Genomic DNA, 13,153 nt, shown 5'->3' on the forward strand with positions numbered 1-13,153 from the left:
TCCTTAGTGGTCCTGGCCGCGGGTCAGATCTGGCCGAGCGGCCGGCAGGCGTTGCCGAAGGGCTGCCAGTATTCGCCGGGCGGGCAGTCCAGCGGTGTCGGTCCCTGGCCGAGCGGCATGCAGGTGTTGGTGCTGGGCTCCCAGTACTGACCACCCGGACAGGCCAGCGGCGTCGGTCCCTGGCCGAGCGGCATGCAGGTGTTGGTGCTGGGCTCCCAGTACTGACCGCCCGGACAGGCCAACGGCTCTGCCGATCCGATGGCGGGCATAGCGATCGCTCCCACTGCCAGCGGAGCCGCTGCGAAGGCAACGGCGGTCGCCAGACCACACACGAAGTTCCTCATCGGCCAACCTTCCCTCAAGAATCGTGACCCCCCTGTCACCGACAGCCTAGGGGGTGGACGAAGGTACCGACGCCCGGTCGTCGGACACAGTGGCACACTGTTGTCATCACAGTGGCCCGCCACGCCTGCGGTGGTCCGGTGCCAAAGAATCATTCGAACAAGTCGAAAGATCGGTTGTCGTCATGGAAAACATGGTTGCCTTCCTGCCGCTGCTCCTCGTCATGGGCGCCTTTATGTTCTTCGCCTCGCGGCGGCAGAAGCGCGCGATGCAGGCCACCATCGATCTGCACGAATCGCTGCAGGTGGGCGATCGGGTGCACACGACGTCTGGGCTTCGGGGCACCATCACCGGCATCACCGACGACGACGTTGACCTGGAGATCGCACCGGGGGTGGTGACCACCTGGATGAAGCTGGCCGTGCGGGACAAGATCGAGCCGGAGGAGTTGACGGCCGAGGCCGTAGTCGAAGAGGCCGTCGAGGGCGCCTAACAGCTCGCCGCCACTCGGGTGCGGCAGGTCGCCGCCATCCAGCTGGCAGGGCTGACACTCACGACGCGCGGAACGTCCGCCCAACGATCGTCCCGGCGAGCCGGGCACGTACCCTTTTGCGGGTGCAGTGGTACTGATCGCTGCGGGCGGCCCGGGCATGGGCCGGCCCCGACGATCACGAGAGCGCATTGCGCAATGAGCGAAGGAGACTCAACAACGTGGCATCGCCTTCGGCGCCGGTGCACCCTGCCCGCAACCTGGCGGTGTTCCTGGCATTACTCATCGGTGTCTACCTGCTGGTATTCCTGACCGGAAACAAGCTGGCCGAACCCAAACTCGGTATCGACCTGCAGGGCGGCACTCGCGTGACGCTCACCGCGCGCACCCCGGACGGCTCCACGCCGACCCGTGACGCGCTCAACCAGGCGCAACAGATCATCAGCGCCCGAGTCAACGGACTCGGCGTGTCGGGCTCTGAGGTCATCATCGACGGCAACAACCTGGTGATCACGGTGCCGGGCAGCGACGGCAACGAGGCGCGCACCCTCGGCCAGACCGCCCGGCTCTACATCCGGCCGGTGATCAACGGCATCTCGGTGCAGGAAGCTCAGGCAGCCGGCCGGATGCCCGGCCTCGGCGGTGGCGGCATGCCCGGTGTCCCGGGCTTGCCGCCCGGCGCCGGTGGCGGCGGTGTTCCCGGTCTGCCTCCGGGTCTCGGTGGCGGCGGTGTTCCCGGTCTGCCTCCGGGTCTCGGTGGTGGTGGCGTTCCCGGTCTGCCCCCGGGCGCCGGTGGTGGCGTTCCCGGTCTGCCTCCGGGCTTCGGCGCGGGCGGACAAGGCCCGTTCGGCGGGAACGGTGCGTCGCTTCCGCAACAGCCGCTGACGCCGCCGGCTCAGCCGCGTCCCTTCCCTCAGGAGCCGACCCCGACCCCGGGGACCACCTCTTCGAGCCCCGGCTCCGACAGCAGCAGCGAGACTGCCACTCCCAGTCCCTCGGCCGTTCCTGCGCCCACGGCACCGGGTTCGCCCGCCGAGTCCCCGGCGGCCCCCGGTGCGCAAATGCCCGCCTTGCCGGGCCTCCCCGGGCTGCCCGGTATGCCGGGTCTGCCCGGCCAGGGTGATCAGGCCCAGGGACTGGCGGCCCGTATCGCCGCAGAGAAGCGGTTACGGCAGAGCGACAACAAGGTCGTGCAGGCCTTGGCCCTGCAGATCCAGGCCGGCCGGTGCGACAAGGAAGACATCCTGGCCGGCAACGACGACCCGGACTTGCCGTTGGTGACCTGTTCGCAGGACCACCAGACCGCATACCTGCTGGCGCCGTCGATCATCAGCGGTGACCAGATCGCCGACGCCAGTTCCGGCATGGATCAGCGCAGCGGCGCGAATATTGTCCAGGTGCAGTTCAAGAGTGGGGCGGCCGACATCTGGGCCGACTTCACCGCGACCCATATCGGCACCCAGACGGCGTTCACACTGGACTCGCAGGTGGTCAGCGCACCGCAGATCCAGGAGGCCATCCCGGGTGGCCGCACCCAGATCACCGGGGGCTCGCCGGGATTCACCCAGGATGGCGCGCGTCAGCTGGCCAACGTCTTGAAGTACGGGTCGCTGCCGCTGTCGTTTGAGGCCTCGGAAGCCGAAACCGTCTCGGCCACACTGGGAATGACCTCGCTGAAGGCGGGCCTGATCGCCGGTGCGATTGGTCTGGCCCTGGTGCTGATCTACTCGCTGCTCTACTACCGCGTACTCGGCGTGCTGACCGCGCTGTCTCTGGTGGTGGCCGGGGCCATGGTGTACGCGATCCTGATATTGCTGGGCCGCTACATCAACTACACGCTCGACCTGGCCGGTATCGCCGGTCTGATCATCGGTATCGGCACCACCGCCGACTCGTTCGTGGTGTTCTTCGAGCGCATCAAGGACGAGATCCGCGAAGGTCGATCGTTCCGCTCGGCGGTGCCACGCGGTTGGACGCGCGCGCGCAAGACGATCGTGTCCGGCAACGCGGTCACCTTCCTTGCGGCGGCGGTGCTCTACTTCCTGGCGGTCGGCCAGGTGAAGGGCTTCGCGTTCACCCTGGGACTGACCACGATCCTCGACCTGGTGGTGGTGTTCCTGGTGACCTGGCCACTGGTCTACCTGGCGTCCAAGTCGCCGACGCTGGCCAAGCCGTCCTACAACGGCCTCGGCGCGGTTCAGCAGGTCGCACGGGAGCGGCGGGCGGTCGCCAAAGCAGGAGGCGCAACCGGCAGCAAGTCCGGAGCCAAAGCGCGCACGCGGGTAACCGCCCAGTCGACGGAACAGGGATAGCCAGATGGCCAAACCGAGCACCAGTAGCGGCACGAAGCGCGCGACGAAGTCCGCGAAGAACGACACGGCAGCCGTCGAGGTCACCAAGAGCCAGACTGCCGTGGCGGCAAAGCCTCGCAAGACCGCTGGAACCGCCAAGGCGCCGAAGCACGGTTTCCTGTCGCGCCTCTACACCGGTACCGGCGCGTTCGAGGTCATCGGTAAGCGGCGGATGTGGTACGCGATCAGCGGCGCCATGGTCGCGATCGCGATCGTCAGCATCCTGGTTCGAGGCTTCACCTTCGGCATCGACTTCGCCGGCGGCACCAAGGTGTCGTTCCCGCGCGGCGACACCAGCGTCACCCAGGTCGAAGAGGTGTTCCGCAAGAGCGTCGGCAGTAGTCCTGAGTCGGTGGTCGTGGTCGGCAACGGCAACTCGGCGACGGTGCAGATTCGTGCCGAGACGCTCACCAACGAGCAGACGGAGAAGCTGCGCGACGACCTGTTCGACGCCTTCCAGCCGGTCGGCCCCAATGGTGAGGCGAGCAAGCAGGCAATCAGTGACTCTGCGGTGTCAGAGACCTGGGGCGGGCAGATCACCAAAAAGGCCGTCATCGCCCTAGTGGTGTTCCTGCTGTTGGCGTCGCTGTACATCACGGTGCGCTACGAGTGGTTCATGACCATCTCGGCGATGATCTCGATGGTCTTCGACATTCTCGTGACCGCCGGGGTGTATTCGCTGGTCGGATTCGAGGTCACACCGGCCACTGTCATCGGCCTGTTGACCATTCTCGGGTTCTCCATCTACGACACCGTCATCGTGTTCGACAAGGTCGAGGAGAACACCAGCGGCTTCGAGCACAAAACTCGCTACACCTACGCCGAACAAGCCAACCTGGCCATCAACCAGACCTTCATGCGATCGATCAACACCAGCCTGATCTCGGCATTGCCGATCATCTCGCTGATGGTGGTCGCCGTGTGGCTGCTGGGTGTGGGAACGCTGCAAGACCTTGCGCTGGTGCAGCTGGTCGGTGTTGTCGTCGGCACCTATTCGTCGATCTACCTGGCCACACCGCTGCTGGTCACGCTGCGGGAACGCACCCAACTGGTGCAGAACCACACCCGCCGGGTGATGCGGCGGCGCAACGCCGCGACCGGTTCCAAGCCGGCAGCGGCCGGCGCCGAGGACTCGGGCGACGCCGAAGACACCATTGCCGACGCAGACGAGGCCACGGTGGCCACGACACCGGGCACCCCGGCGCCCGGGGCCAAGCCGGTCCGCCCCACCAGCCGGCGCAGCCAGGGTCCGACCGGCAAGCCAGGCGCCGGCCGGTAACCGGCGATGGCGGCCCGCTGTCGGCACGCTGCGACGTGGGTGGTGGCGATCGCCACCAGCCTCGGCGTCTGGTCGGTGCCGGCGTGCACCAGCGCCACTGTCGACCAGATCGACTACGCCGTCGACGGCGGTCTGATCACCTACAACAGCACCACCGTGGCCGGTGCGGCTTCGGCCGGACCCCAGGCGTTCTCGCGGACCCTGATCGGCTTCGGCTACCACGGGCCGGACGGCCAGATCGTCACCGATCACGACTTCGGCAGCATCTCGGTGGTGGGCCGCGCCCCGCTCGTGCTGGACTATCAGATCGCCGACGCCGCGGTGTACTCCGACGGCAAGCCCATCACCTGTGACGACCTGGTGTTGGCGTGGGCGGCCCAGTCCGGCCGCTTCCCGGGCTTCGACGCCGCCAGCCGAGCGGGCTACCTCGACATCGAGAACATCGAGTGCCAGTCCGGTGCCAAGAAGGCCCGGGTGTCGTTCTTCGGCGACCGCAGCATCGTCGACTACCAGGAATTGTTCACCGCGACCTCGCTGATGCCGTCGCACGTCATCAGCGAGAAGCTCGGTGTGAACATCACCGACGCCGTGCTGGGCAGACTCGGGCCCGCTGACGAGGTCATCGGCAAGATCGCGCAGGCCTGGAACACCACCTGGCAGCTCGACCGCGGCGCTGACCTGCGGTACTTTCCGTCGTCCGGGCCCTACAAGATCGACTCGGTGCTCGAAGGCGGCGCCATCGTGCTAGTGGCCAACGACCTGTGGTGGGGCGCCAAGCCGGTCACCAAGCGGATCACGGTCTGGCCGCAGACCGCTGACATCGCCGACCGGGTCAACAAACGCGTCATCGAAGTCGTCGACGTCGCGACCGGGTCCGCCGGCTCGCTGATCACCCCCGATGACTACCAGAGCAGCGACAGCCCCTCGGGCGGCATCGAGCAGCTCATCTTCGCTCCGTCCGGCCCGCTGTCGGAGACTCCCGCACGGCGAGCGGTGGCCTTGTGCACCCCGCGCGACATCATTGCCCGCGACGCGGGCGTACCAGTAGTCAACTCCCGGCTCAACACCGCCATGGACGACGCGTTCGACCAGGCCGAGAACGTGCCCGAGGCCGAACAGTTCGCCCGGGCAAACCCCGATGCGGCCCGCGACGCGCTGAGCGGCAAACCGCTGACGGTGCGCATCGGCTACCGCGGCCCCAACACCCGGCTGGCCGCGGTCATCGGGGCGATCACCAGCTCGTGTGCACCCGCCGGCATCACCGTCACCGAGGTGGCCACCGACGCCATCGGCCCGCTGGCACTGCGGGAGGGGCAGATCGATGTGTTGCTCGCCAGCACCGGGGGATCCACCGGCAGCGGGTCGAGCGGGTCGTCAGTAGTGGACGCCTACGAGTTGTTCAGCGGCAACGGAAACAACCTTTCCGGCTACCACAACGATCAGATCGACGGCGTAGTGTCCGCGCTGGCCGTCACCGCCGACCCCGCGGAGATGGTCCGGCTGCTCGCCGAGGGCGCCCCGGTGCTGTGGGCCGACATGCCGACGCTGCCGCTGTACCGACAGCAGCGCACCCTGCTGTCGTCGAAGAAGACCTACGGTGTCGCGGCCAACCCCACTCGGTGGGGCGCGGGCTGGAACATGGACCGCTGGGAGCTGCAGCAGTGAACCAGGCCGGGCCTGCGGCAGGTGCCGGTCAGATCATCGCGTCGCTGATCCGCGAGGTCGCGGACTTTCCTACCCCGGGAATCGCTTTCAAAGACCTGACCCCGGTCTTCGCCGACGCCGCCGGACTGACCGCGGTCACCGAGGCGCTGGCTCGCGTCGCTGCCGGTGCTGATCTGGTGGCCGGCATCGACGCACGTGGATTTCTGCTGGCTGGGGCGGTCGCCGACCGGCTCGGGGTGGGCGCGCTGGCGGTCCGCAAGGGCGGCAAGCTGCCGCCGCCGGTGCTCTCGGAGTGCTATCAGCTCGAGTACGGAACTGCCGTGCTGGAGATTCCGGCCGACGGAATCGATGTGGCCGGGCGCCGGGTGGTAATCCTCGACGATGTGCTGGCCACCGGCGGTACCCTGGCCGCAACGCGGCGATTGTTGGATCGGGCAGGAGCCGAGGTGGTTGCGGCGGCGGTGGTGCTGGAGTTGGCAGGGCTGGGCGGACGTGCCGCCGTGGCACCGTTGCAGCTGCACAGCCTGCACTTGATTTAGTCGATATTCTCGTGGTCGGAGGTGAGAACAGTGGGCCCTGAACAAGGCTTAGCGCAGGGCTCCGAGCAGGGCTCAGACCCCGAGCGGTACGGCGCTGACGCCGGCCAGCCGGTGGCGGTGTCGGAGGCGATTGCCCAGGACTCGCCCTCCGAGCGCACCGATTTGCTGAAGGTCCCGACCAGCGCTTCCCGGCGGGTCCGGGCTCGGATTGCCCGGCGTATCACCGCCCAGCGTGGTGCGCTGAGTCCGGTGCTGGAGCCGCTGGTGGCGGTGCATCGGCAGTATTACCCGAAGGCCAATCTGGCGCTGCTTCAGCGCGCCTATGAGGTGGCCGAGCAGCGGCACGCCACCCAGCTGCGTCATTCGGGGGATCCCTACATCACCCATCCGGTGGCGGTCGCCACCATTCTGGCCGAGTTGGGCATGGACACCATCACGTTGGTGGCAGCGCTGTTGCACGACACCGTCGAGGACACCGGATACACCCTGGCCGCGCTGGCCGCCGAATTCGGTGACGAGGTCGCTCACCTGGTCGACGGGGTGACCAAACTGGACAAGGTGGTGCTGGGCACCGCGGCCGAGGCCGAGACCATCCGCAAGATGGTCATCGCAATGGCGCGCGACCCCCGGGTGCTGGTGATCAAGGTCGCCGACCGGTTGCACAACATGCGCACCATCAGATTCCTGGCGCCCGAAAAGCAGGCCCGCAAAGCGCGCGAGACGCTGGAAGTCATTGCGCCGCTGGCACACCGGCTCGGCATGGCCACGGTCAAGTGGGAGCTCGAGGATCTGTCGTTCGCGATCCTGCATCCCAAGCGCTACGAGGAGATCGTGCGCCTGGTGGCCGACCGCGCTCCATCACGCGATACCTACCTGGCCAAGGTGCGCGCCGAAATCGTCAACACCCTGGCGAAGTCAAAGATCACCGCGACCGTCGAAGGTCGGCCCAAGCACTACTGGTCGATCTATCAGAAGATGATCGTGCGCGGCCGTGACTTCGACGACATCTACGACCTGGTCGGATTGCGGATTCTCTGCGACGAGATCCGGGACTGCTACGCCGCGGTCGGTGTCGTGCACTCGCTGTGGCAGCCGATGGCCGGCCGGTTTAAGGACTACATCGCTCAGCCGCGCTACGGGGTCTACCAATCGCTGCACACCACGGTCATCGGCCCAGAGGGCAAACCGCTGGAGATCCAGATCCGCACCCGGGAGATGCACCGCACCGCCGAATACGGCATCGCCGCGCACTGGCGCTACAAAGAAGCCAAGGGCCGCAACGGTGTTCCGCACCTGGGCACCGCCGCCGAGATCGACGACATGGCCTGGATGCGCCAGCTGCTGGACTGGCAGCGGGAGGCGGCCGACCCCGGCGAATTCCTCGAGTCGCTGCGCTATGACCTGGCCGTCAAAGAGATTTTCGTGTTCACGCCCAAGGGCGACGTGATCACGCTGCCCACCGGCTCCACGCCCGTGGACTTCGCCTACGCCGTGCACACCGAGGTCGGGCACCGATGTATCGGTGCCCGGGTCAACGGCCGGCTGGTGGCGCTGGAGCGCAAGCTCGAAAACGGGGAAGTGGTCGAGGTTTTCACCTCGAAGGCCCAGAACGCCGGGCCGTCGCGGGACTGGCAACAGTTCGTGGTGTCGCCGCGAGCCAAGGCCAAGATCCGACAGTGGTTCGCCAAGGAGCGCCGCGAGGAGGCTTTGGAGTCCGGCAAGGACGCGATGGCCCGCGAGGTGCGCCGGGCGGGATTGCCGCTGCAACGCCTGGTCAACGGCGAGTCGATGGCGGCGGTGGCCCGCGAACTGCACTACACCGACGTGTCCGCGCTCTACACCGCCGTCGGCGAGAACCACATCTCGGCGCATCACGTCGTGCAACGGCTGGTGGCCCAGCTCGGCGGGGTGGACCAGGCCGAGGACGACCTGGCCGAGCGATCCACGCCGCTGACCATCCCGCGCCGCGAACGTCACACCGACGACGTCGGCGTCGCGGTTCCGGGCGCCACCGGGGTGTTGACCAAACTGGCCAAGTGCTGCACCCCGGTGCCCGGCGACGAGATCATGGGTTTCGTCACCCGTGGCGGCGGGGTGTCGGTACACCGCACCGACTGCACCAATGCCGACGCGCTGCGCCAGCAGGACGAGCGGATCATCGAGGTCAAGTGGGCGCCGTCGCCGTCGTCGGTGTTCCTCGTCGCCATTCAGGTCGAGGCGCTGGATCGGCACCGGCTGCTGTCGGACATCACCAAGGTGCTCGCCGACGAGAAGGTCAACATCTTGTCGGCCTCGGTCACCACATCACGAGACCGGGTGGCGATCAGCCGATTCACCTTCGAGATGGGCGACCCGAAGCATCTTGGCCATCTGTTGAACGTGGTCCGCAACGTCGAGGGCGTCTACGACGTCTACCGGGTGACGTCGGCGGCCTAGCGCGGGCGCCCGTTGCGTTGACATTGCATCCAGGGCTGCGATTTCTCGGTCGACAGGTACAGCCCTGGACGCAATCTCAATGGCAGTGCTAGTCGGCGCGCACCGACTTGACGGTCACCTTGGTGACCGGCGAGCCGTCATCGCCGCCGCCTTGCACACCCGCCGCGGCGATCTTGTCGAGGGTGGCCAGGCCGTCGTCCTGAATCTTGCCGAACACCGTGTACTGCGGCGGCAGCATCGAATCCTTGTAGACCAGGAAGAACTGGCTGCCGTTGGTGCCGGGCCCGGCGTTGGCCATCGCCACCGTGCCGCGCGGGTAGGTGACCGGCCGCTGGGCGGCGGGATCACCCAAGGAGTACTGGTCGGTGGGGTATTCGTTGTCGAACTCATAGCCCGGGCCGCCGGTGCCATCGCCAGCGGGATCCCCGCATTGCAGCACGCTGAGCATCGGCGATGTGGTCAGCCGGTGGCACTGGGTGTCTTTGAAGAAGTCCTTGGCCGCCAGGCTCATGAAGCTGTTGACGGTGCAAGGGGATTGGGCGTTGTTGAGCATCAACCCGATGGGGCCCTGGTCGGTCATCATCGAGACGCTGACCTCGGCCGGGTCGGTCGGGACCTTGCCGGACCGCGGCGGCTCGACGGCCTTGGAGGCCGGACGCGCCTTCGGGTACTGGCAGTCGGCGCCCAGCTGAGGCGATGCGGTGAACTTCGGCAGTTGACCCGCGGCCCCTGCCGGCGCCGCAGCTGCGTCAGAGGAGTCCGTGGACTCCGACGTACTCGAGGCTGACGAGCCGCTCGCGTTGACGTTGCCAGGATCGTTGTCGCGCAGCACCACGAACACCACCCCGGCGATCAGCAACACCGCCGCCACGGCGCCGACGATCATCAGTAGCCGGCGCTGCTTGCGGGCTGCCTCGGCGCGCTGCTGCACCTGTTCGTCCAGATTGCGCTTGGCGGCGGCACGCCGCTCTGAGTTCGTGGGCACCGGCGGTAACCTCCTGGCTCGCTGACTGAGTCGGGCCTCAAGTCTGCCAGAGCGGGTCTACACCGCCCGCGTCACCGCCGACCGGGCGGCCAATGGGAAACTGGTCGGCGTGTTGGTCACCGGATTCCCCGCTGGAATGCTGGCGTGCAACTGTTACGTGTTGGCGCAACGGCAGGGCTCGGACGCGATCATCGTTGACCCCGGCCAGCGGGCGATGGCCCGGCTGCGACGCGTCCTCGACGAGAATCGGCTGACGCCGTCGGCGGTGCTGCTCACGCACGGCCACATCGACCACATCTGGTCGGCGCAGAAGGTCTCCGACACCTACGGCTGCCCCACCTACATTCACCCCGAGGACCGGTTCATGCTCACCGACCCGCTGCGCTCGCTGGGCACTGTCCCGGGACAGGCGTTGTTCGGTGTGCTGAGCAAGGCGATGTTCTCCGAGCCCAAGCAGTTGGTGGAGTTGGACCGCGACGGCGACAAGATCGGGCTGGGCGACACCACCGTCACCGTCGACCACACCCCGGGGCATACCCGCGGCTCGGTGATATTCCGGGTAGAGGGCTTCGAGAATGCAGCCGCCGGCCTCGTCTTCAGCGGCGACACCCTGTTCCAGAACTCGGTCGGCCGCACCGACCTGCCCGGCGGCAGCGGCCGTGATCTGCTGACCTCGATCGTCGACAAACTGCTCTGCCTTGACGACGGGACCGTGGTGCTGCCCGGCCACGGACCCAAGACCACCATCGGCGCAGAGCGCCGTTACAACCCGTTCCTAGAAGGGCTCAGTGCGTGAGCACGTTTGCCGCACCCAAAGGGGTGCCTGACTACGTTCCCCCGGCCTCGGCCGGCTTCGTCGCCGTCCGCGACGGACTGCTGGCGGTCGCTCGCCGCGCCGGTTACGGCGACATCGAGCTGCCGATCTTCGAGGACACCGCACTGTTCGCACGCGGCGTGGGGGAGTCCACCGACGTGGTCTCCAAGGAGATGTACACGTTTGCCGACCGCGGCGACCGTTCGGTCACCCTGCGGCCCGAGGGCACCGCAGGCGTGATGCGCGCGGTGATCGAGCACGGCCTGGACCGCGGCCAGCTACCGGTCAAGCTCTGCTATTCGGGGCCGTTCTTCCGCTACGAACGCCCGCAGGCCGGCCGTTACCGGCAGCTGCAACAGGTCGGGGTCGAGGCGATCGGGGTGGACGATCCCGCGCTCGACGCCGAGGTGATCGCGGTCGCCGATGCGGGCTTCCGCTCCCTGGGGCTGGCGGACTTCCGGCTGGAGATCACCTCGCTGGGTGACGACACCTGCCGCCCCGCCTATCGAGAGTTGTTGCAGCAGTTCCTGTTCGGGCTCGACCTCGACGAGGAGACCCGCCAGCGCGCGCAGCTCAATCCGCTGCGGGTGCTCGACGACAAACGCCCGCACGTGCGCGAGATGACCGCCGACGCCCCGGTCATGCTCGATCACCTCTCCGACGCCGCTCGGGCGCACTTCGACACCGTGCTGGCGCACCTGGACGCGCTCGAGGTGCCCTATGTGGTCAATCCGCGCATGGTGCGCGGCCTGGACTACTACACCAAGACCACCTTCGAATTCGTGCACGACGGGTTGGGTGCGCAGTCGGGGATCGGTGGCGGCGGCCGCTACGACGGGCTCATGCGTCAGCTCGGTGGACAGGACCTGTCCGGGATCGGCTTCGGTCTCGGTGTGGACCGCACCCTGCTCGCGCTGGCCGCCGAGGGCAAGAGCGTGGGACAGACCAGCCGATGCGACGTGTTCGGGGTCGGCCTTTCCGAGGCGGCCAAGCTGCGGCTGGCCGTTATCGCCGCGCAATTGCGGGCCGCCGGGGTGCGCGTGGACCTGGCTTACGGGGACCGTGGCCTCAAGGGCGCGATGCGTGCCGCCGACCGTTCCGGGGCCGTCATCGCCCTGGTCGCCGGCGACCGCGACTTGGAGGCCGGCTCCGTCGGCGTCAAGAACCTGGGCACCGGGGAGCAGGTCGATGTACCCCTCGACGACGTTGTCGCCGAGGTACTGCGCCGAATGTCGCCTTAATGCACGGTTATCCACAGAACGGGTGACACAAGTCGACACTCGGCACTCGGATGACGGCCCGAGGCGGCACTGTGACTGCCATGCCGATCTTCGTGCCGGATTCCACGTGGCCCTTCCTCGGCACTGAGGCGTTGGCGGCAGGCAGCGTGACGCGGCGGACGTTACGCAGTCGGTATCGGCGGATCTACCGCAACGTCTATCTGCCGAACGGCCAAGAGCTTACGCCGGTTACGCGTGCGGTGGCAGGCTGGCTGTGGTCGGGACGGACGGCGACCGTGGCCGGCTTGTCAGCGGCGGCCCTGCACCGATCACGATGGCTCGATGCGCGGTTGCCGGCGGAACTGAACCGGAAGGCCGCCTCTGACGCCGAGGGGATTGTCATCCATCGCGAGCGGCTGGAAGCCGATGAGACATGCCTGGTCCGAGGGATACTGACCACCACAGCCGCACGGACCGCTTTCGACCTGGGCCGCAACAAAGGGCTGACCGCTGCTGTCATCCGCCTTGATGCCCTGGCGAATGCGACGAGGCTGGTCGCAGACGACGTTTCCGCGCTGGCCCAACGCCACAGGGGTGCTCGCGGCCTATTGCAGTTACGGCGCGCGATCACGCTGATGGACGGCGGCGCGGAATCCCCGCAGGAAACCCGGACGCGGCTGTTGCTGATGCGCGGCGGACTCCCTCGCCCGATGACCCAAATCGTCGTGCGAGACGGCTTCGGCCGTCCCTTCGCTCGCATTGATATGGGCTGGCCCGAATACCAGGTCGGTGTGGAATTTGACGGTGCCCAGCACTGGACCGACCCCCGGCAGCGGACCGCTGACATCGATCGCTACGCGGAGTTGTCCGTACGCGGCTGGGTGATCGTCCGGGTCAGCAGCGACCTCCTTCGGTATCGACCGGGTGTGGTGCTTGCGAGGGTCAGGGCTGCGCTCCGGGCTGCCGGTTATACCGGGACTGATTTGAACGTCGACTTATTGCACACCCAGCGCTTCGGGGCGTGACACAAAC

Annotated in this window: 11 protein-coding genes; 9 read left to right on the forward strand and 2 right to left on the reverse strand. The window is 67.4% G+C overall.

What is annotated here, in order from left to right:
- Positions 1-23 precede the first annotated feature (23 nt).
- Entirely contained in the window at positions 24-344 is a 321-nt protein-coding gene (locus tag NM962_12835; protein ID UVO10905.1) for a hypothetical protein, read from the reverse strand.
- Between the two features lie 182 nt (positions 345-526).
- Between NM962_12835 and yajC the strand changes: the two genes are divergently transcribed.
- From yajC to NM962_12865, 6 genes are all read left to right on the forward strand, one after another.
- The gene (gene yajC / locus NM962_12840; GenBank protein ID UVO10906.1) at positions 527-835 is read left to right on the forward strand and encodes a preprotein translocase subunit YajC; all 309 of its coding nucleotides are present in this window, start codon (positions 527-529) and stop codon (positions 833-835) included.
- A gap of 218 nt (positions 836-1,053) precedes the next feature.
- Positions 1,054-3,144, forward strand: a complete 2,091-nt coding sequence (gene secD, locus NM962_12845; GenBank protein ID UVO10907.1) for a protein translocase subunit SecD — start codon at positions 1,054-1,056, stop codon at positions 3,142-3,144.
- Positions 3,145-3,148: 4 nt separating this feature from the next.
- Complete coding sequence (secF, locus tag NM962_12850; GenBank protein ID UVO10908.1) at positions 3,149-4,462, forward strand: protein translocase subunit SecF; 1,314 nt, start codon at positions 3,149-3,151, stop codon at positions 4,460-4,462.
- Between the two features lie 6 nt (positions 4,463-4,468).
- Positions 4,469-6,127, forward strand: a complete 1,659-nt coding sequence (locus NM962_12855) for an ABC transporter substrate-binding protein (GenBank protein UVO10909.1) — start codon at positions 4,469-4,471, stop codon at positions 6,125-6,127.
- Complete coding sequence (locus NM962_12860; protein ID UVO10910.1) at positions 6,124-6,666, forward strand: adenine phosphoribosyltransferase; 543 nt, start codon at positions 6,124-6,126, stop codon at positions 6,664-6,666. Before NM962_12855 ends, NM962_12860 begins: the two co-directional genes overlap by 4 nt.
- Positions 6,667-6,795: 129 nt before the next feature.
- Positions 6,796-9,102, forward strand: a complete 2,307-nt coding sequence (locus NM962_12865) for a RelA/SpoT family protein (GenBank protein UVO14708.1) — start codon at positions 6,796-6,798, stop codon at positions 9,100-9,102.
- 88 nt (positions 9,103-9,190) lie between these two features.
- On the opposite strand, the gene NM962_12870 is transcribed toward NM962_12865, so the two are convergent.
- Positions 9,191-10,087 (reverse strand): peptidylprolyl isomerase, encoded by an 897-nt coding sequence (locus NM962_12870; GenBank protein UVO10911.1) that lies wholly within the window; start codon positions 10,085-10,087, stop codon positions 9,191-9,193.
- 109 nt (positions 10,088-10,196) lie between these two features.
- On the opposite strand from NM962_12870, the gene NM962_12875 reads away from it, so the two are divergent.
- From NM962_12875 to NM962_12885, 3 genes are all read left to right on the forward strand, one after another.
- Complete coding sequence (locus NM962_12875; GenBank protein ID UVO10912.1) at positions 10,197-10,883, forward strand: MBL fold metallo-hydrolase; 687 nt, start codon at positions 10,197-10,199, stop codon at positions 10,881-10,883.
- On the forward strand, positions 10,880-12,142 hold the full coding sequence (hisS, locus tag NM962_12880) for a histidine--tRNA ligase (GenBank protein UVO10913.1): 1,263 nt from the start codon (positions 10,880-10,882) through the stop codon (positions 12,140-12,142). Before NM962_12875 ends, hisS begins: the two co-directional genes overlap by 4 nt.
- Positions 12,143-12,228: 86 nt before the next feature.
- Positions 12,229-13,146, forward strand: coding sequence for a hypothetical protein (locus tag NM962_12885; GenBank protein ID UVO14709.1), 918 nt, complete (start codon positions 12,229-12,231; stop codon positions 13,144-13,146).
- The last annotated feature ends 7 nt before the right edge of the window (positions 13,147-13,153 follow it).

Source organism: Mycobacterium sp. SVM_VP21 (assembly GCA_024758765.1).
GTDB classification, from domain to species: Bacteria; Actinomycetota; Actinomycetes; order Mycobacteriales; family Mycobacteriaceae; genus Mycobacterium; species Mycobacterium heraklionense_C.

Coding starts and splice junctions, on each gene's coding strand:
- yajC (UVO10906.1), top strand. CDS start 527: ATGGAAAACATGGTTGCCTTCCTGCCGCTGCTCCTCGTCATGGGCGCC.
- NM962_12835 (UVO10905.1), bottom strand. CDS start 344: ATGAGGAACTTCGTGTGTGGTCTGGCGACCGCCGTTGCCTTCGCAGCG.
- secF (UVO10908.1), top strand. CDS start 3,149: ATGGCCAAACCGAGCACCAGTAGCGGCACGAAGCGCGCGACGAAGTCC.
- NM962_12855 (UVO10909.1), top strand. CDS start 4,469: ATGGCGGCCCGCTGTCGGCACGCTGCGACGTGGGTGGTGGCGATCGCC.